The following is an 18,136-nucleotide window of genomic DNA, read 5'->3' as shown; positions in this document are numbered from 1 at the left end:
TGACGCAGTGCTGGCATCGACCCTGCCCCGGCGAAGACCTGCTGCGCGTGGGCTGCGGCATCGCGCAGCCGCGAGGGCTGCCTGCGCGACGTGGTGGCCGCCCGACATCCGTCCCGATTGGTTGCGGTCAAGGCAGGCCGAAGCGGGCAGCGCATGCGTGCGAAGGCACGCAGCTCAGTTGGCTGCCGTGGCCTGCCCACGATAGCGTCCGGCCAGCAGGCCGACGCGTTGCACGTAGCGCTGGGTCTCGCTGTAAGGCGGCACGCCACCGTAGCGATCCACCGCGCCCTCGCCCGCGTTGTAGCCGGCAGCAGCCAGCGTGAGATCGCCGTTGAAGCGCTTCAGCAACCACGAAAGATATTGCACGCCACCGCGAATATTTTGCGTTGCATCATAGGCATCGCTGACCCCGAAGCGGCGTGCGGTCCCGGGCATCAATTGCATCAGCCCCTGCGCGCCGGCACGACTCAATGCCAGCGGATTGTAGGCCGACTCGGCATGGATGATCGCGCGCACGATCGCCTCTTCGACCCCGAACTCGCGCGCGGCCGCAGTGATTTCCTGCTGGTAGGCGTTGGTATTGAGCCGGATCGCGCCGAAATTGACGCCCGGCTTAGCCCCGCAGGCGTAGCAGGTTTCGATGAAGCTGTAGTGGATGGTGCGCAGGCCCTGGATGCTGGCGACCTGGCGCGGGCGCGCACTGGTGTAATGGCGCACACCGTCCTTCATGTACGAATAGACCTGCCCGCTGACCACCCGGCGCGGATTGACCGCGGCAGCAGCGGGCGGCTGAACGATCGACGACTCCGACACCGCCTGCGCGCGCGGCCTCAGCGCCGAGGCGAGCTCGGCAGCGCGCGGAGGCGGTTGGCTGGCTGGCTGGCTGATGATCGTGGCCGGCGCGCCACTGTCGATCGTGGCGCTGCTGCGCGCCGGGTTGGCGGCCACCCCCGGCGTCGGCCGAAGCGTGGACGGCGCGGCGCGGCGCGCGGACCGGTCCGGGGTGTAGCTGCTGATGACGCTGCAGGTCGCCCCGCTCTGGCGCTTGCTCAGGTAGCTGGTGATCCCGTCGCCGCTGACGCACTTGTACAAGGTGCCGGCGCTGACCGGCGCCGCCGACAACGTGACAACTAGCAGCCCCAGCACTCTTGACATCCCCTTCATTCGGCGGAGTGTCCCAGCTTGGCCCCGGCTTGCCAAGTGGCTGCCGCGGTTATCCGGGCAGTTGCTCCAGCCGCGTCCGCAACACGTTCAGCGCCTGGGTCAGGGGAGCACGCACGGCCTGCGGGGAGATCGCATCGAAGGGCAGATCGAGCAGCAGCAGGTTGGCCGCCAGGGCCGGCATGCTCGGTGCGCCCAGGCCCAGCCAGCAATGTGCCGGCCCGTCGGCTTCCAGCGCGCCCAGCCAGGGCGGGATGCGCGCGGCGAGTGCATCCAGCGTGCCGTGCAGGCGTACCCGGGCCCGACACGGAAACGGCGACTCGCCGATCGCCTTGCGCAGGAGTTGCAGCGGCTCCTCCGGCAACGCGCGCGCGGCGAACCGGGCGCCGGTCGCGCTGGCCTGGTCGATCCGGTCGGCCCGCAGGGTACGCCAGTCCTGACGCTTGCAGTCCCAGGCCAGCAGGTACCAACGCCGCCCGTAGTTCACCAGCAAGGCCGGTTCCACGCAGCGCGTGATGGGCGCGCCGGAATGCCGGCGATAGTCCAGCCGCAGCGTGGCCCGGTCGCGGCTGGCGCTGGCCAGGTGCGCCAGCAGTGCCGCATCCACCAAGGCAGCGGCGTCCTCGGTGATCGGCAGACTGGCCGTGGCCGCATGCGCACCACTGGCACGCTGGCCGCTGCGCTGCGGCAACAAGGGATCGAGCTTGCGCAGCACCCGCGCCGCCGACGCATCCATGCCGCGCATCACCGGAGCCGCTGCGCGCAAGGCGATCGCCACGGTCAGCGCTTCGTCCTCTTCAAACAACAGCGGCAGGGCCGCAGCGCCCTGCCCCAGCTGATAACCGCCTCCGGCCCCGGGCGCGGCCTGCACCGGGTAGCCCAGTTCGCGCAAGCGCTCGACCGCGCGCCGTACGCTGCGCGGATGCAGGTCCAGGCGCTCGGCCAGCGCCGCACCGGACCAGGTCCGGCCGCCTTGCAGCAGGGCGAGCAGACGCAACAAGCGGGCAGCGGTCGAAGCCATCGCGCTACCGTATTGCGGACAGGAACTGTCCGCAATGGCTGCGTAGGATGGGCTGGTACCGCGGCCCATGCCTTCCGCCTCCACCAAGGAACCTGCAATGTCCGACCAGCGCCACATCACCCTGTTCCACAATCCCCGCTCGCGCTCGCGCGGCGTGCTGGTGCTGCTGGAAGAGCTCGGCGCCAGTTACGACCTGCAGATCGTCAATCTGGAAAAAGGCGAGCAACTGACGAGCGACTACCTGGCGATCAACCCGATGGGCAAGATTCCGGCGATCCGGCACGGCGACAGCGTGGTCACCGAACAGGGTGCGATCTACCAGTACCTGGCCGAGCTGTATCCGGAAGCCGGCCTGTCGCCGGCCCCGGGCGATGCCGATCGCGGCGCCTACCTGCGCTGGCTGGCCTTCTACGGCTCGGCGTTCGAGCCGGCAATCATCGACCGCGCGCTGAAGCGCGACGCGCCGCCGCGCGCGATCTCGCCCTACGCCGACTGCGACACGGTGCTGCAGGTGATCGATGCGCAACTGGCCAAGGGCGACTATCTGTTGGGCGAACGCTGCAGCGCGGCCGATGTGCTGTGGGGCGGCGCGCTGGGCTGGATGCTCGATTTCGGCCTGGTCGATCCGCCTGCCAGCACCCGCGCCTACATCGCCCGCATGGCCGACCGGCCGGCGTTTGCACGTGCCGAGGCGACCAACGCCAAGGCCTGACCAGGCGGACGGGCCCGGCGCAAGCGGGTAAACTGTGCGGCTATCTTCTACCCGCCTGGAATAAGCGCCATGCCCGGGACATCCGTTTCCGACCTGTCCGCGGCCACCGCCGTGGACGCACCTGCCCTGTTGCCGCTGCCGGTGGCCCGCCCGTCGGCGCCTGCCGTGGTGCGCGGCAAGCTCTACATCAAGACCCACGGGTGCCAGATGAACGAGTACGACTCGGCCAAGATGGCCGACGTGCTCGCCGCCTCCGAGGGCCTGGAGCTGACCGACAACCCCGAAGACGCCGACGTGGTGCTGGTCAACACCTGCTCCATCCGCGAGAAGGCGCAGGAAAAGGTGTTCAGCCAGCTCGGCCGCTGGAAGGCACTGAAGGCCGGCGGCAAGCCGGTGATCATCGGGGTGGGCGGCTGCGTGGCGTCGCAGGAAGGCGAGGCCATCGTCAAGCGCGCGCCCTACGTGGATCTGGTGTTCGGCCCGCAGACCCTGCATCGCCTGCCGGAGCTGATCCGCGCGCGGCGCGAATCGGGCAAGTCGCAGGTGGACATCAGCTTTCCGGAAATCGAGAAGTTCGATCGCCTGCCCGAGCCGCGTGCCGATGGCCCGTCGGCATTCGTGTCGATCATGGAAGGCTGCTCCAAGTACTGCTCGTTCTGCGTGGTGCCCTACACCCGCGGCGAGGAAGTCAGCCGGCCGTTCGAGGACGTGCTGGTAGAAGTGGCGCAACTGGCTGCGCAGGGCGTGCGTGAGATCAACCTGCTCGGCCAGAACGTCAACGCGTATCGCGGCGCGTACGGCGCCGATGCCGGCGACGCGGCGCAGTACGCGGATCTGGGCCTGCTGATCCGCACCATCGCGCAGATCGACGGCATCGGTCGTATCCGTTTCACCACCTCCCATCCGCTGGAATTTTCCGATTCGCTGGTGGATGCGTATCGCGACGTGCCGCAGCTGGCCAATTACCTGCACCTGCCGGTGCAGGCCGGCAGCGACCGCATCCTGTCGGCGATGAAGCGTGGCTACACCGCACTGGAATTCAAGTCCAAGATCCGCAAGCTGCGCGCGGTGCGCCCGGACATTTCGATCAGCTCGGACTTCATCGTCGGCTTTCCCGGCGAGACCGAAGCGGATTTCGAAAAGACCATGAAGCTGATCGAGGATGTGGGCTTCGACCAGAGTTTCTCGTTCGTGTATTCGCGGCGTCCCGGCACGCCGGCATCGGACCTGCAGGACGACACGCCGGAAGCCGTCAAGCAGGCGCGGCTTGCCCGCCTGCAGGCGCAGATCAATGCGCACGCCACGCGTATCTCGCAGTCCATGGTCGGCAGCGTGCAACGGGTTCTGGTGGAAGGCCCGTCGCGGCGCGATCCGAACGAGTTGACCGGCAAGAGCGAGAACATGCGCCCGGTGAATTTCCCCGGCAACCCGCGCCTGATCGGGCACTTCGTCGATGTGTTGATCACCGAGGCGATGAGCAATTCGCTGCGTGGCCTTATCCAGGTGGACGACAGCGCAAGCTGACGCGGCACGGGCGCCGGCTTGCGTTGGCGCCTTCCGTCAGCGCTCGGTGGCGGATTCGTGATGGAGGACAGAGTGCGTGCTGGTCGGTCGCGACGGTCGTGGTGCTGCCGTCAGCCACCCGATGTCGCATCTGCCTGCGATGGTTCTTACCTTGCGTGGCTGCGTGCGTGTGTGCAATACGCTGGCACTTCAGCCAGCTCACGCGCGTCACGCCGCGCGCCTCGATCTTTCGCGAGCACGCAGCGGCGTGCGCATCGCGCTGAGTCGCCAACTGGCGCTCGAGCGTCTGCAATTGCGCCTGTGGCCTTGCGCTGTACTGGACCATGTTCGGTGTGCAAGCCAACGACAGCGCGCATCGTTCGCAGACCCCGGGCAATCTGTTGATCGCGCAGAGCCACAACATCGACAGTGACTCACCTCAGCACGCAGCACGCACAGCGAGTGATCAAAATTTCACCACCCATCTGCAACACCTTGCAGCACAAGGCGTGCGAGCACTTACCCACAGGCTTTGCCGAATTCGATCCACACCGCTTGTGGACAACCGCCATCGCAGTGGCGATTTTTTCGCCACCTGCCTGCCAGACCTTGTGCGAGTAGGCGCCACAATTTTTATCCACAGGTTAGTGATGCGTGACTCCACAGCGACTGTGGAAAACCCGCGCACGCCGCCGGGTCCCGGCCAGACCGGGTGATTGCAGTGCCCGGGCGTGTTGGTGGGATCACACGCTGCGCGCTACCCTCGTCTGCCGCCCAACCGACCAGCGCATGCGTGCGCGGTCCGATCCGACCATGAACTCACCTGCACATCGCGACTTCACCCTGGAACCCGACGACATCGAGCGCCTGGCCAATCTGGCCGGCCCGTTCGACGCGCACCTGCGCCAGATCGAACTCAAGCTCGGCGTGGAGATCGCCAACCGCGGCAACATCTTCCGCATCACCGGCCCGGAGCCGGCGGTCACCGCCGCGCAGTCGCTGCTGAAGGCCTTGTACGAGGAAGCCGCCGCCACCACGTTCGACAACCACGCCATCCACCTGCGCCTGAACGATGCCAATGTCGAGCACGTGGTCGATCGTTCCTACGTGGCCCAGGACGTGGCGATCAAGGTCAAGCGCGGCACCGTGCGTGGCCGCGGCGCCAACCAGGCCAAGTACCTGCATGCGATTGCCACGCACGACATCAATTTCGGCATCGGCCCGGCCGGTACCGGCAAGACCTTCCTGGCCGTGGCCAGCGCAGTGGAAGCCTTGAACGAATCGCGCGTACAGCGCCTGATCCTGGTGCGCCCGGCGGTGGAAGCCGGCGAGAAGCTGGGTTTCCTGCCTGGCGATCTCAGCCAGAAGGTGGACCCGTACCTGCGCCCGCTGTACGACGCGCTGTACGAGATGCTGGGCGTGGAAAAGGTGGTCAAGCTGCTGGAAAAGAACGTCATCGAGATCGCGCCGCTGGCCTATATGCGCGGCCGCACGCTCAACGATGCCTACGTGATTCTGGACGAGGCGCAGAACACCACCATCGAGCAGATGAAGATGTTCCTGACCCGCCTGGGCTTCGGCTCCACCGCGGTGGTCACCGGCGACCTGACCCAGATCGACCTGCCCAAGCACGTCAAATCCGGCCTGCGCGACGCCATCGAGGTGCTGCGCGATGTGGACGGCGCCAGCTTCACCTTCTTCGAGGCGCGCGACGTGGTGCGCCACCCGCTGGTGCAGCGCATCGTTACCGCTTATGAGAAGCGCGATCAGCAGGACGCCGCTACCAAGAACAACGCTGAATGAAGCTGCGCTTTGCCGGCCTGACGTTGGCAAGCGGATTGCTCGCGGCGGCATCGCTCGATGCCACCGAAGCGCCGCCGGGACCTGGAATCCCCGTTGTGGATCGCGATGTGATCCCGGCGGCGCAAGTGGCGCCCCCCTGTGTATCGCTGGCTGCCGACCACACCAGCATCAGCATTCCAACCACGTACCTGGAGAAACTGGCCGAACAGGCGCAAGGCGATATGCCGGCAGGAAACGAGCGCGCACGATTCGGTGCTTGGCAGCAAGGGCGCAGTGCACGCTGGCTGCTCGATCTACCGGGAACGGTCACCGATGCACGCGGCTGCGAAAGCTCACCGATCCAGCACGCGCACCGCGCAAGCCAGTCACTGGTCGGCGGGCTCCTGGAAAGCGGTATCGCTGCGGTCTGGGTGCATGATCACCCCGGATTCGTTTCAAGGTTGCGGGTGCGGGATTACAATCACGGCTGCGGGCGCGGCCCGATCGGAAGTTCGAGCTACCGCGTGGCCAACGGGCCTGCGGTGATACTGCTGATCACGTGCACGCACTGACCCCAGCCCAGGAAACTCTCCCCATGACCCGTGGACCTGTCCGCCTCGACGTCGCTGTCAGTTATGCGCTGCCGCGCGCCGGCCTGCCGTCGGCGGTGAGTTTTCGCAAATGGGTGGCGGCCGCGCTGAAGGGGCGCATCCGCGAGGCCGATCTGGCGGTGCGCATTGTCGATGAGAAGGAAGGCTGCTCGCTCAACCACCATTACCGTGGCAAGGATTACGCCACCAATGTGCTGAGTTTTCCGGCCGAGTTGCCCGAGGGCCTGCCCAAGGGCATCAAGATGCCGCTGCTCGGCGATCTGGTGATCTGTGCGCCGGTGGTGGCGCGCGAGGCCGCCGAACAAGGCAAGTCGCTGGCCGCCCATTACGCCCATCTGACCGTGCACGGCACCTTGCACCTGCTGGGCTGGGATCACGAGGACGACAAGGAGGCCGACGCGATGGAGCAACTCGAACGCGAGATCCTGGCCGATCTCGGCATCGACGATCCCTATGCGGGAGAGCACTGATGCGGGCCTGTGTCGCCACCGCGTTGCTGTTGCTGGCCTGCTCCGGCGCCTGGGCCCAGACCGCGCCGGTGCGTCCGGACCTGCCGGCCCTGATCGAATGCCGCCAGCGTATCGGCGACTTCAACGCGCTGGCGCCGGTGCTGGCCGACCCGCTCAAGGCGGTGGCGCTGGGCTGGACGCCGCTGGAACAGGCCAACCTGTTCATGACCGAGTACACGCTCAACACGCCGATCAGCGTGTTCGGCCACCACACCACCCATATCGCGTTCTCCGGCGCCAGCGTCATGGCGCTGCTGGACCTGCCCGACCCGCGCCCGCTGGCCAAGCAGTTGAACCTGGAACTGGGCGTGGATAACGCCGACAAGGTCATGTACGGCCGCGAGCTGGTCAGCGAAGACACCACCAACCCCAAGACCGGCGAGGCGATGATCGAATCGATCGTGCTCAGCGTCTCCAACGTGAAGTCGCATCCGGGCAAGACCGTGGTCGGCTGCGGCTACAGCCTGGACCTGCCCTGACGCGGTGCCCGCCCCGCCCGCCCCGTCTACAGCGCCTTAGCGGCTTCCTGTTAGACTGCCTGCTATCGCCTGGTTTGCCGGGTGCCGCCCCCCGTCACGATGTCCGAAGACGACAGTAGCCAATCTCAAGAAACACCCGAAAAACGCCGTAGCTGGCTCGAGCGCCTGAGCGCTGCCTTCTCTGGCGAGCCCCATACCCGCGACGAACTGGTCGCGTTGCTGCGGACCGCCGAACAGGACGGCCTGATCGCCGCAGACACCTTGCGCATGATGGAAGGCGCGATCTCCGTGTCCGAGCTCACCGTGGGCGATGTGATGATCTCGCGCTCGCAGATGGTCTCGCTGCCGGTGGAGGCGCGTTTCATCGACCTGATGAAGCAGGTGGTGGAATCGGGCCATTCGCGCTTCCCGGTGCACGGCGAGAACAAGGACGAAGTGCTCGGCATCCTGCTGGCCAAGGACCTGTTGCGCGGCGTGGTCGCCGACAACGGCCCCGGCAATGTGCGCGAGCTGCTGCGCCCGGCGGTGCTGATCCCCGAGTCGAAGAAGCTCAACGTCCTGCTCAAGGAATTCCGCCTGTCGCGCAACCACATGGCCATCGTGGTGGACGAGTACGGCGGTGTCGCCGGGCTGGTCACCATCGAGGACGTGCTGGAGCAGATCGTCGGCCAGATCGACGACGAGCACGACGATGCCGAGGAAGAGAATTCGCTGATCGCCATCCAGGCCGACGGCCGCTATGTGGTCGATGCGCTGACGCCGATCGAGGACTTCAACGAGCGCTTTGGCGCCGACTTCCCCGATGACGAGTACGACACCGTCGGCGGCCTGGTTACCGATGCGATCGGGCATCTGCCGGAAACCGGCGAGGAGCTGACGCTGGGGCGCTTTGCGTTCCGCGTGGCCAAGGCCGATGCGCGGCGCGTGCACGCCTTCCACGTGACCATCCTGCCGCCAGACCCGCAGGACGACGCTTGAACCTTTCGCACCGCATGACTGCTGCAGCAACAGGCCGCGGCAGGGTTCGGCGATGGGCGGCGTCCTGTCTGCTGCTGTTGCTTGCACTGCTGGTGGCGCCTGCCGCCGTTGCCCAGGGTGCAGATCGGGCGGCGGCCCAGCCCGCCGTGCCGGCACCGCGTGTCGGCGTGGTCACCATGCAGCCGGGCGAGGTGTTCTTCGAGCGCTTCGGCCACGATGCCATCGTGGTGGTCGATCCGGTCACCGGGCAGGCCACCTCCTACAACTTCGGCTTCTTCGATCCCAGCGAGCCGGATTTCGTTCCGCGTTTCGCGCGTGGCGAGATGATGTACTACCTGGTTGCATTGCCGCTGGACGAAGACCTGCAGCAATATCGCGCGGTCGGCCGCGGCGTCAGCATCCAGTGGCTGGATCTGCCACCGGACCAGGCGCGCGCGCTGGCCGACGGGCTGGCCGTCCGCAGCCGGCCCGAGAACGCGCGCTACCACTACGATTATTTCGTGGCCAACTGCGCCACGATGGTCCGCGACACGCTGGACCGGGCGATGGGCGGCGCATTGAAGTCGCAACTGGCCGGGCGCTCGCGTGGCAATACCTACCGCAGCGAGGCAGTACGCCTGGCCTCTCCCGCCCCGTGGATGTGGCTGGGCTTCGACCTGGGCCTGGGGCCGTACGCGGACCGCCCGTTGTCGCGCTGGGAAGAAGCCTTCGTACCGATGCGGCTGGCCGACAGCCTGACCCAGGTGCACAACAGCGCCGGCCGCCCGTTGGTGCAGTCCACGCAGGTGCTGTTGCCACATCGCATCGCACCGGAGCCGGCCGAACAGCAACGGCACTGGTGGCCATGGTTGCTGACCGGGTTGATCGTCGCTGCCGGCGTGCTGGCGCTCGGTCGCCGGCAGCGCGTGCTCGCCGCTCTCGCCCTGCCGTACTGGCTGCTGTGCGCGATCGGCGGCGGCCTGCTGGTGTATCTGTGGGACTTCACCGTGCATCAATCGGCCTGGGCCAATCGCAACCTGCTGCTGGTCAACCCGCTGTGCGTGCTGCTGTGGGTCGGCGGCATCGCCCTGCTGCGCGGGCGCCGGCCCGGACGCTGGTTCGACGTGCTGCGCTGGCTGGTCGCCGGCTCAGCCCTGCTGGCCTTGCTGATCCACTGGCTGTCGTTCCAGGCGCAGGACAACCTGCAATGGGTGCTGCTGCTGTTGCCCATCCACACCGCGCTCGCCATCGCCTTGCGGCGGCGTGACTTGTCCGTGCGCACGCGCTGATCCAGGATGCGTCCATGAACCACCACGGCCGCCATCCGGACAACCCCTCCTGCGTCATCACCTGTGCCTATTACGACGGTGAGGGCGAACGCCACGACATCAGCCTGGAGCAGATCAGCGACGTGCTGCAGCGCCCGGATGGGTTCGTCTGGGTGGGGCTGTACGAGCCGCAGGAATCGGTGCTGCACAAACTGCAGGACGAGTTCGGCCTGCACGATCTGGCCATCGAGGATGCGCTCAAGGCGCACCAGCGCCCCAAGGCCGAGAGCTACGGCAACTCCCTGTTCGTGGTGGTCAATACCGCGCAGCTGGTCAACGAGCGCATCCGCTACGGCGAGACGCACGCGTTTTTGGGCGCGCGCTTTCTGTTGACGGTGCGCCATGGCGCATCGCTGTCGTATACGCCGGTGCGGCACCGGGTCGAACGCGAACCGGCCATGCTGCGCATGGGCGCCTCGTTCTGCCTGTACGGCGTGCTCGATTTCGTGGTCGACAACTATCTGCCGATCATGGACGAGTTCCGCGACACGCTGGAAGGCCTGGAAAAGGACATCTTTGCCGACAACTACAAGCGCGAAACCGTGGTGCGCCTGTACGAGCTCAAGCGCGAACTCAACAAGATGCGGCTGGTGGTGGCGCCGCTGCAGGACGTGCTCTCGCACCTCAAGCGCAACCCGGGCTCGCTGATCCACGACGAAGTCGGCATCTACCTGCGCGACGTGCTCGATCACGCGGTGCGCATCAACGACGCCATCGACACCTTGCGCGAGATGCTGGGCACTGCGCTGAGCGTCAACCTGTCGATGGTGACCCTGGCCCAGGGCGAAACCGTCAAGCGCCTGGGCGCCTGGGCCGCGCTGCTGGCCGCCCCCACCCTGATCACCAGCTGGTATGGCATGAACTTCACCCACATGCCGGAACTGGACAAACGCTACGCGTATCCACTGCTGGTCGCCGGCGTGGTCGCCTCATGCCTGGTGCTGTATCGCCTGTTCAAGCGTGCGCGGTGGCTTTGAGGCCGCGCTGCGGCCTGGGAATCGGGATTCGGGATTCGGGAATGGGTAGAGCAGGTTTTTCTGACTGCTGAGTGTTGGCTTGGCGCAGAGCTGCTGGAGGTTCCCGCACTGCACGTACTGCAAGGCGCGCTGGCTCTGTACTGGCTGGTTTGAAGGCGTCGGCATCATCGTGGGCTGCCCGTACCCTCATCCGCCCTTCGGGCACCTTCTCCCGAGGGGAGAAGGAAGGCCTGCTTTTACGAATCCCAAATCCCGAATCGCCAATCCCGGCCATCAAGCCACATAGATCGTCTTGATGTTCATGAACTCGTGGATGCCGTGCTCGGCCAGCTCGCGGCCGAATCCCGAGCGCTTGATGCCGCCGAACGGCAGGCGTACGTCGCTCTTGACCACCGAATTGACGAACGCCGCGCCGCACTGCAATTGCTGCGCCACACGCTCGCCGCGCTTGGCATCGGAAGTCCACACACTGCCGCCCAGGCCGAAGCTGGTGTCGTTGGCCACGCGTACCGCCTCCGCCTCATCGCGCACGCGAATCACCGAGGCCACCGGACCGAAGAATTCTTCCTCGTAGGCCGGCATGCCCGGGGCGACGTGATCGAGAATGGTGGCCGGATAGCCGGCATGCGAACCAGGCACCGGTTCGCCGCCCAGCAGCACCTTGGCGCCTTTTTCCACGCTGGCTTGTACCTGCTTGTGCAACTCGTCGCGCAGATCCGCGCGGGCCATGGGCGCCAGCGTGGTGCCCTCCTGCTGCGGGTCACCGAGCACGCGCTTGGACGCGGCGGCCACGAAGCGTTCGATGAAGCGATCGGCGATGGCGTCCACCACGATGAAGCGCTTGGCGGCGATGCAGGTCTGCCCGCTGTTGTCGAAACGCGACTGCACGGCTGAAGCGACGGTGTGCTCCAGGTCGGCGTCTTCCAGCACCACGAACGCGTCGCTGCCGCCCAGTTCCATCACGCACTTCTTCAACTGATCGCCCGCATTTGCAGCCAGCGACCGCCCGGCGCGCTCGCTGCCGGTCAGCGTCACCGCGGCGATGCGATCGTCACGCAGCACATCTGCGGCCTGATCGTTGTCGATATGCAGCACGTCGAACACGCCGGGCGGAATACCGGCGGCATCGAGCACCTGCTTCATCGCATCGGCACAGCGCGGCACATTGCTGGCATGCTTGAGCAGCGCGACATTGCCGGCCATCAGCCCCGGGGCGAGGAAACGAAACGCCTGCCACAGCGGGAAATTCCACGGCATCACGGCAAACACGCAACCCAGCGGCTCGTAGCGCACATAGCTGGACTGCGCCTCGGTCGGGATGTCGCGCGGTGCCAGATATTCGGCCGCATGCTCGGCGTAATAGGCGCAGGCCTGTGCGCACTTGTCGACCTCGGCCAGCGCCTCGTGTCGCAGCTTGCCCATCTCGGCGGTCATGATGCGCTGCAACTCCTCGCGCCGCCGGGTCAGCTCTTCGCCCACGCGCCGCAACAGCGCGCCGCGCTCGGCCAACGGCAGCGCCGCCCACTGCGGGAATGCCTTGGCGGAAGCAGCCAGACGCGCCTCGATGGCGGCGGCGTCGAGGGTGTGCTGGGTGTGCTCGACCTGGCCATTGGCCGGGTTGACGGTGTCGTAGGACATGACGGTCTCCTGTTACAGGCCCGCCATGCTAGTCGCCGGCAAGTTGCAGCCGCGTCACAACCGCAGCAAATCGCTGCAACGCTGTGTTTACCCGAGCCGCGACGCAATGCCGCACCCACATCGCACCGCTCGCGGATCAATGGCAGTTGGAACAACGCACCCAGACACGCTGATGAAAGCAGCCCTGCCCTGTCCTGACCGTCCCACCGCACAAAAATGCTCTAGCATTCGGCACTTGGCAGCTTCATCCATTCATGGAAGACCACCACGATGCGCCGGGATCTGATTGTTCTAGTTGTACTTGGCATCGGCGCCTGCCTGCCGGGATGCGCCGTCCTGCAGGACATGCTGCACGGCCCGCGCCCCGGCCCGAACGGATTTGTCACCGTGAGCTGCAACAACACGCTGCCCAATCCCAGCCAACCCTGCGAGGAAGAGGCACTGCGTGCCTGCTCGGACACTGCCATCCGCCAATTCGTCACCGCGCACTCGTCGCCGAACATGGTCACGATCTATCCGAGCAAGCAGAAATCCAAGGACGACGGCGACAAGAACGGAAAGAACAAGGACAAGGATCGCGCCGACGAACAACCCAAGGTCGAGCAACAGGGCTACGACATCAGCGCCGAGTATCAGTGCTACCTGACCAAGCCGCAGCCCTGGGACAGCGGGTACACGCCTCCGGCCAGGTAACAGCGGCCCAACCAACTGCCGTGCCCGGCGTCCGGTGGCCGCATCAGGCGTCCGCAATCGGCGTGCAGCCATCGTGGATGTCGGTGGCGTCGGCGTTCGCAGCCGTCTGGCCGCCGCTGGTGGCGATGCATTCGCCACACTCATATTGGTGCCTGCTCAGGAAGCAGCTTGCAGCGCCAGTTGCGCATCACGCTGACGACGTTGTTCGCTGCGCGCCAGCAGCCACCAGCCGATCGCTGCGGCGATCGACACCGCCAGCACCATCAGCGTGGCAAGCGCGTTGATCTTGGGGCTGATGCCCAGCCGCACCGACGCGAACACCTTGATCGGCAAGGTGGTCGAACTGGGCCCGGCCAGGAAGCTGGCGATCACCACATCGTCCAGCGACAGCGTGAACGCCAGCAGCCAGCCTGATGCCAATGCGGGGGCGATGATCGGCAAGGTGATCAGGAAGAACACCTTCAACGGTGTCGCGCCCAGATCCATCGCCGCTTCTTCCAGCGAGCGATCCAGTTCCTGCAGGCGCGAGGAGATCACCACCGTCACGAACGAGACGGTGAAGGTGACATGCGCCGCCCAGATCGCCACCGCGCCGCGCGGTGCGATGCCGAGCACGCCACCCATCGAGACCAGCAACAACAGGATCGACAGGCCGATGATCACCTCCGGCATCACCAACGGTGCGGTGATCAGCGCACCGAACAGGGTCTTGCCGGGGAAACGGCGCATGCGCACCATCGCCAGCGCCGCCATCGTGCCCAGCACCGTCGATGCCCCGGCGGTCCAGAACGCGACTTCCAGGCTGACCCAGGCCGCATCCAGCAGCTGGCGATCGCGCAGCAATTCGCCATACCAGCGCGTGGAAAAGCCGCCCCACACCATCGCCAGCCGCGAGGCGTTGAACGAGTAGACCATCAGCAACAGGATCGGCAGGTACAGAAAGCCGAAGCCCAGCGCGAGCACGCTGCCACCCAGCACGCGACCACCGCGCCAGGCGCGCATCATGTCAGCCGCCCTTCCAGCTCGCGCTGCTGATACCGGTGGAACAGCACGATCGGCACCAGCAACAGCAGCAACATCACCGTGGCCACCGCAGCGGCCACCGGCCAGTCACGATTGTTGAAGAACTCGCCCCACAGCACGCGGCCGATCATCAAGGTATCCGGCCCGCCCAGCATTTCCGGAATCACGAATTCGCCCACCGCCGGAATCATCACCAGCATGCAGCCGGCCACGATCCCGTTGCGCGAGAGCGGCAAGGTGATGCGCACGAACGCCTGCCACGGCCGCGCACCCAGATCGTAGGCGGCTTCGAGCAGGCGCCGATCGTGCTTGACCAGGTTGGCGTACAACGGCAGCACCATGAAGGGCAGATAGCAGTACACGATGCCGATATAGGCGGCGAGCGGCGTGTACAGCAACTGCAACGGCTGGCGGATCACTCCCAGCGCCAGCAGCGCCTGATTGAGCAAGCCGTTGCCGTCGAGGATGCCGATCCAGGCGTACACGCGGACCAGGAACGAGGTCCACGACGGCAGCACCACCAGCATCATCGCCACGTTGCGCGTGGCCAGCGGCAGCCGCGCAATGACATAGGCCATCGGGTAGCCGATCAACAGCGCGAACACGGTCGACAGCGCCGCGATCCTGATCGAACTCGCATACGCCGCCAGGTACTGGCTGTCGTGCAGCAGGACCAGATAGTTGCCCAGATGCAGCTTGACGCTCACCGCGCCATCGGCCGCGATGGCGAACAGCGGCGTGTACGGCGGCATCGCGGTGGCGCGCTCGGCAAAGGAAATCTTCAGCACGATCAGGAACGGGATCGCGAAGAACACCAGCAGCCACAGATACGGTGCGGCGATCACGCCCCAGCGCGCGCCCGGCACTGCTGCGCGGAACAGGCGGCGCCTCATGCGGTGAGCACCACGCCGTCGTCCTCGCCCCAGCTCAGCCATACGGTGTCGCCCCAGGTCAGTGCTTCGCTGGCCCAGCGCTGCCGATTGGCGAAGTTGGCCATCAGTTTGAAGCCACCGGGCAGGCGCACGTGGTAGACCGAGTGGCTGCCGAAATAGGCGATGTCCTCGATCACGCCCTGCGCCTTGTTGCAGGGCTGGGCGGGTTCCTCCTTGCCGATGACCAGTTTTTCCGGACGCAGCGCGAACGCCACCGCCTGCCCTTCGAAACCGGTGATGCCATGGCCGACCCGGATACTGGCGTCGAATGCCGGGGACTTCAGGCTGACGTGGTCCGGTTTGTCCTCGACGATGACCGCATCGATCAGATTGACCGAGCCGATGAATTCGGCGGCGAAGCGGTTGGCCGGTTGCTCGTAGATTTCGTCCGGGGTGCCGACCTGCTGGATCCAGCCCTGGTCCATCAATGCGATGCGGGTGGCCATGGTCATGGCCTCCTCCTGATCATGGGTGACCATGACGCAGGTGACGCCGGAGGTCTCGATGATGTTGACCAGCTCCAGCTGCATCTGCGAGCGCAGCTTCTTGTCCAGTGCGCCCATCGGTTCGTCCAGCAGCAGCAACTTGGGCCGCTTGGCCAGCGAACGCGCCAGCGCCACGCGCTGCTGCTGGCCGCCGGAGAGTTGATGCGGCTTGCGCCTGGCCAGGCTGCCGAGCTGCACCAGCTCCAGCATCTCGCCCACGCGCGCCGCGATTGCGGCCTTGGGCAGGGCTTCCTGCTTCAGTCCAAAGGCGATGTTCTGCTCCACGCTCATATGCGGAAACAGCGCATACGACTGGAACATCATGTTGATCGGGCGCTCGTACGGTGGCAGCGCGTCGATCGGCTGGGCATCGAGGACGATGCGGCCCTTGGTCGGCCGCTCGAAGCCGGCCAGGCAGCGCAGCAAGGTGGACTTGCCGCTGCCCGAGCCGCCCAGCAACGCGAAGATTTCGCCCTTGCGGATCTGCAGGCTGACTTCGTCGACCGCGACGACGCCGTCGAACTCCTTGCGGACCTCGCTGATGCTCAGATAGGCGTTGTCGCCAGCGGAAAGCGGCGCCGCTGCGGCCTGGGTAAGTGCCATGAACCCTCTCGTTTGCGAAGCGTGGCCCGGCAATGACTGTGCACCGCAAGACGCCGGGGCCGCCAGTGCCCGGTGCGAATGTCGGCACCGGTCCCCTTCAGTTCAATCGCGTGCTCTGCCACCAGCTGACGCCGACGCGGCATGTCTGATGCGCACCTGCCAGCGCGGGTAGCGCAGCTTGGCAGCACCCTGCCAGGACCACGTGCCCATGCCCGCCGCGACCGGTCGCGATCAGCGTGCCTCCTGCACCGGCGCGCTCCAGCCCAGCCCCAGGCTCTTCTGCAGCGCGACGTAGTTCACCAGCAACTGCACCTGCGCCTGTGCGGCAGCGTCCTGCGCCGACAGCTGCTGGCGTTGCACGTCGAGCAGATCGATCGACGAGGTGGCACCGGCATCGCGGCGTTGCTGCATCAACCCGGCCGAACGCGTTGCCGAGGCTTCGGCCTGCCGCGCCACCACCAGTTGCTTGCGCGCCGAGCCGAAACGCGACAACGCGGAGTTGGCGTCCTGCAACGCCGCCAGCACCGCACCCTCGTAGGCCGCCTCGCGGCCGGCGTTGCCGGCACGCGCCTGCTCCACCTGCGCGCGGGTCTTGCCGAAATCGAAGATCGACCAGCGCAGCATCGGCACCGCCAGCGTGGTCAACGCGTCGGAATTGAAATCGCTGGGCGAACCGGCGACCCAGCTCAGGCCGCCCAGCAAGGTCACTTGCGGGAAATAGCCATTCAACGCCTCGCCGATCTGCGCGCTGGAGGCCGCCAGCTCGCGCTCGGCCTTGCGCACATCGGGGCGGCGACGGATCAGGGCGCCGGCATCGTCCACGCGCACCTGCGTGGGTAGCATCGGCAACGGCTGCGGCGCGCGCAACTGCGCATCCAGCGCGCCGGGCGCGCGCCCCACCATCAGCGCCAGCTGGTCCAGCGCTTCCTGCGATTGCATCTCCAGCGGCAGGCGCTGCGCTTCCTGTTGCTGCACCTGCGTGGCGATCTGCTCGACCTGCAGGTCCGAGGCCGCACCACGCGCGCGGCGCTGCTGAGTCAGGCGCAGGGTCTGCCCGATCTTGTCCAGGTTGGCATCGGCGATCGCCAGCCGTGCCTGCAGGCCGCGGTAGTTGAGGTACACCTGCCCCACTTCGGCCGCCAGCTGCACCTGCGCATCGGCCAGCTCGGCTTCCGAGGCCTGCGCCTGCGCCAGGGCGCCTTCGGCGGCGCGACGGCGGCGGCCAAAGAAATCCAGCTCCCAGCTGGCATCGAAACCGGCGCTGTAGATCTGGGTCTTTTCCAGATCCAGCGCCTCGCTGCCCTGGGCCGGTGGCTGGCCGTTCTGGCCATTCTGCAAGCCGCCCAGCGTATCGACGATGGTCTGCGGCGGCTCGGCGTACGCATACACCGCGCTGGCATTGAGCTTGGGCAGGCGCTCGGCACGGCGCTGGCTGGCCAGTGCGCGGTTGGCGCGCAGCCGCGCCTGCGCCGCGCGCAGGTTGGGGCTGTCGGCCAGGGCCTGGGTGACCAGCTGGGTGAGGGTCGGGTCGTGCAACTCCTCCCACCAGTGATTCAGCGGCGCGGCAGCGACCACGTCGGCGCCACTGGCGCGATGCAATGCGGGCGCCTGCATCGCCGCATCGGCCACTGCCGGCGCCTTGGTGTAGTTGGGACCCAGCATGCAGCCGCCGAGCAGGACCACGCTCAACGCCGCGGCCAGCGGCATGCGGATCAGGCGCAT

Annotated in this window: 17 protein-coding genes; 10 read left to right on the top strand and 7 right to left on the bottom strand. The window is 66.6% G+C overall.

Going from position 1 to position 18,136, the window contains the following annotated elements; translation table 11 throughout:
- Positions 1 to 174: 174 nt before the first annotated feature.
- Together EO139_RS14440 and EO139_RS14435 are read right to left on the bottom strand one after the other, a co-directional pair.
- Complete coding sequence (locus EO139_RS14440) at positions 175 to 1,164, bottom strand: lytic transglycosylase domain-containing protein (RefSeq protein ID WP_119128639.1); 990 nt, start codon at positions 1,162 to 1,164, stop codon at positions 175 to 177.
- 49 nt (positions 1,165 to 1,213) lie between these two features.
- On the bottom strand, positions 1,214 to 2,182 hold the full coding sequence (locus EO139_RS14435) for a WYL domain-containing protein (protein ID WP_119128858.1): 969 nt from the start codon (positions 2,180 to 2,182) through the stop codon (positions 1,214 to 1,216).
- Positions 2,183 to 2,279: 97 nt separating this feature from the next.
- Here EO139_RS14435 and EO139_RS14430 point away from each other — a divergent pair, with 97 nt between their 5' ends.
- The 9 genes from EO139_RS14430 to EO139_RS14390 all read left to right on the top strand — a co-directional run bounded on the left by EO139_RS14430 (position 2,280) and on the right by EO139_RS14390 (position 11,040).
- Positions 2,280 to 2,894: a glutathione S-transferase family protein gene (locus tag EO139_RS14430; protein WP_119128638.1), complete on the top strand. Its 615-nt coding sequence runs from the start codon at positions 2,280 to 2,282 to the stop codon at positions 2,892 to 2,894.
- Between the two features lie 69 nt (positions 2,895 to 2,963).
- Complete coding sequence (miaB, locus tag EO139_RS14425; RefSeq protein ID WP_104649064.1) at positions 2,964 to 4,418, top strand: tRNA (N6-isopentenyl adenosine(37)-C2)-methylthiotransferase MiaB; 1,455 nt, start codon at positions 2,964 to 2,966, stop codon at positions 4,416 to 4,418.
- A 792-nt stretch (positions 4,419 to 5,210) separates the two neighbouring features.
- Positions 5,211 to 6,200, top strand: coding sequence for a PhoH family protein (locus tag EO139_RS14420; RefSeq protein ID WP_126971187.1), 990 nt, complete (start codon positions 5,211 to 5,213; stop codon positions 6,198 to 6,200).
- Entirely contained in the window at positions 6,197 to 6,751 is a 555-nt protein-coding gene (locus EO139_RS14415) for a hypothetical protein (RefSeq protein WP_126971185.1), read from the top strand. The genes EO139_RS14420 and EO139_RS14415 overlap by 4 nt, the downstream gene beginning before the upstream one ends.
- 23 nt (positions 6,752 to 6,774) lie before the next feature.
- Positions 6,775 to 7,260, top strand: coding sequence for an rRNA maturation RNase YbeY (ybeY, locus tag EO139_RS14410; RefSeq protein WP_104582154.1), 486 nt, complete (start codon positions 6,775 to 6,777; stop codon positions 7,258 to 7,260).
- Positions 7,260 to 7,778, top strand: coding sequence for a hypothetical protein (locus EO139_RS14405; RefSeq protein WP_126971183.1), 519 nt, complete (start codon positions 7,260 to 7,262; stop codon positions 7,776 to 7,778). Before ybeY ends, EO139_RS14405 begins: the two co-directional genes overlap by 1 nt.
- A gap of 99 nt (positions 7,779 to 7,877) precedes the next feature.
- Complete coding sequence (locus EO139_RS14400; RefSeq protein WP_016901625.1) at positions 7,878 to 8,756, top strand: transporter associated domain-containing protein; 879 nt, start codon at positions 7,878 to 7,880, stop codon at positions 8,754 to 8,756.
- Between the two features lie 14 nt (positions 8,757 to 8,770).
- Entirely contained in the window at positions 8,771 to 10,024 is a 1,254-nt protein-coding gene (locus EO139_RS14395; RefSeq protein ID WP_241235969.1) for a DUF4105 domain-containing protein, read from the top strand.
- Between the two features lie 14 nt (positions 10,025 to 10,038).
- Positions 10,039 to 11,040, top strand: a complete 1,002-nt coding sequence (locus tag EO139_RS14390) for a magnesium and cobalt transport protein CorA (protein ID WP_047125205.1) — start codon at positions 10,039 to 10,041, stop codon at positions 11,038 to 11,040.
- Between the two features lie 273 nt (positions 11,041 to 11,313).
- Here the strand turns inward: EO139_RS14390 and EO139_RS14385 are convergent, their stop codons facing one another.
- Complete coding sequence (locus EO139_RS14385) at positions 11,314 to 12,678, bottom strand: NAD-dependent succinate-semialdehyde dehydrogenase (RefSeq protein ID WP_126971179.1); 1,365 nt, start codon at positions 12,676 to 12,678, stop codon at positions 11,314 to 11,316.
- Positions 12,679 to 13,065: 387 nt separating this feature from the next.
- Between EO139_RS14385 and EO139_RS14380 the strand changes: the two genes are divergently transcribed.
- On the top strand, positions 13,066 to 13,371 hold the full coding sequence (locus EO139_RS14380; RefSeq protein WP_241235966.1) for a hypothetical protein: 306 nt from the start codon (positions 13,066 to 13,068) through the stop codon (positions 13,369 to 13,371).
- A gap of 156 nt (positions 13,372 to 13,527) precedes the next feature.
- Here the strand turns inward: EO139_RS14380 and EO139_RS14375 are convergent, their stop codons facing one another.
- The 4 genes from EO139_RS14375 to EO139_RS14360 all read right to left on the bottom strand — a co-directional run bounded on the left by EO139_RS14375 (position 13,528) and on the right by EO139_RS14360 (position 18,136).
- A complete protein-coding gene (locus EO139_RS14375; RefSeq protein WP_126971175.1) occupies positions 13,528 to 14,376 on the bottom strand; it encodes an ABC transporter permease subunit in 849 nt (282 codons plus the stop codon).
- On the bottom strand, positions 14,373 to 15,287 hold the full coding sequence (locus EO139_RS14370; RefSeq protein ID WP_047125201.1) for an ABC transporter permease subunit: 915 nt from the start codon (positions 15,285 to 15,287) through the stop codon (positions 14,373 to 14,375). Before EO139_RS14370 ends, EO139_RS14375 begins: the two co-directional genes overlap by 4 nt.
- Positions 15,284 to 16,414, bottom strand: coding sequence for a polyamine ABC transporter ATP-binding protein (potA, locus tag EO139_RS14365; protein ID WP_126971173.1), 1,131 nt, complete (start codon positions 16,412 to 16,414; stop codon positions 15,284 to 15,286). The genes EO139_RS14370 and potA overlap by 4 nt, the downstream gene beginning before the upstream one ends.
- A gap of 231 nt (positions 16,415 to 16,645) precedes the next feature.
- On the bottom strand, positions 16,646 to 18,136 hold the full coding sequence (locus EO139_RS14360) for an efflux transporter outer membrane subunit (protein WP_047125199.1): 1,491 nt from the start codon (positions 18,134 to 18,136) through the stop codon (positions 16,646 to 16,648).

This window comes from Xanthomonas sp. BRIP62411, from assembly GCF_003993525.1.
GTDB lineage: Bacteria > Pseudomonadota > Gammaproteobacteria > Xanthomonadales > Xanthomonadaceae > Xanthomonas > Xanthomonas euroxanthea.
This window is presented reverse-complemented; position numbering and strand designations above follow the sequence as displayed.

What these genes read in the sequence shown, in the direction of transcription:
- EO139_RS14395 (WP_241235969.1), top strand. Translation starts at nt 8,771, where the DNA reads ATGACTGCTGCAGCAACAGGCCGCGGCAGGGTTCGGCGATGGGCGGCG.
- EO139_RS14390 (WP_047125205.1), top strand. Translation starts at nt 10,039, where the DNA reads ATGAACCACCACGGCCGCCATCCGGACAACCCCTCCTGCGTCATCACC.
- EO139_RS14420 (WP_126971187.1), top strand. Translation starts at nt 5,211, where the DNA reads ATGAACTCACCTGCACATCGCGACTTCACCCTGGAACCCGACGACATC.
- EO139_RS14435 (WP_119128858.1), bottom strand. Translation starts at nt 2,182, where the DNA reads ATGGCTTCGACCGCTGCCCGCTTGTTGCGTCTGCTCGCCCTGCTGCAA.
- EO139_RS14405 (WP_126971183.1), top strand. Translation starts at nt 7,260, where the DNA reads ATGCGGGCCTGTGTCGCCACCGCGTTGCTGTTGCTGGCCTGCTCCGGC.
- EO139_RS14375 (WP_126971175.1), bottom strand. Translation starts at nt 14,376, where the DNA reads ATGATGCGCGCCTGGCGCGGTGGTCGCGTGCTGGGTGGCAGCGTGCTC.
- EO139_RS14400 (WP_016901625.1), top strand. Translation starts at nt 7,878, where the DNA reads ATGTCCGAAGACGACAGTAGCCAATCTCAAGAAACACCCGAAAAACGC.
- EO139_RS14370 (WP_047125201.1), bottom strand. Translation starts at nt 15,287, where the DNA reads ATGAGGCGCCGCCTGTTCCGCGCAGCAGTGCCGGGCGCGCGCTGGGGC.
- EO139_RS14430 (WP_119128638.1), top strand. Translation starts at nt 2,280, where the DNA reads ATGTCCGACCAGCGCCACATCACCCTGTTCCACAATCCCCGCTCGCGC.
- potA (WP_126971173.1), bottom strand. Translation starts at nt 16,414, where the DNA reads ATGGCACTTACCCAGGCCGCAGCGGCGCCGCTTTCCGCTGGCGACAAC.
- EO139_RS14415 (WP_126971185.1), top strand. Translation starts at nt 6,197, where the DNA reads ATGAAGCTGCGCTTTGCCGGCCTGACGTTGGCAAGCGGATTGCTCGCG.
- EO139_RS14440 (WP_119128639.1), bottom strand. Translation starts at nt 1,164, where the DNA reads ATGAAGGGGATGTCAAGAGTGCTGGGGCTGCTAGTTGTCACGTTGTCG.
- EO139_RS14360 (WP_047125199.1), bottom strand. Translation starts at nt 18,136, where the DNA reads ATGCGCCTGATCCGCATGCCGCTGGCCGCGGCGTTGAGCGTGGTCCTG.
- ybeY (WP_104582154.1), top strand. Translation starts at nt 6,775, where the DNA reads ATGACCCGTGGACCTGTCCGCCTCGACGTCGCTGTCAGTTATGCGCTG.
- miaB (WP_104649064.1), top strand. Translation starts at nt 2,964, where the DNA reads ATGCCCGGGACATCCGTTTCCGACCTGTCCGCGGCCACCGCCGTGGAC.
- EO139_RS14385 (WP_126971179.1), bottom strand. Translation starts at nt 12,678, where the DNA reads ATGTCCTACGACACCGTCAACCCGGCCAATGGCCAGGTCGAGCACACC.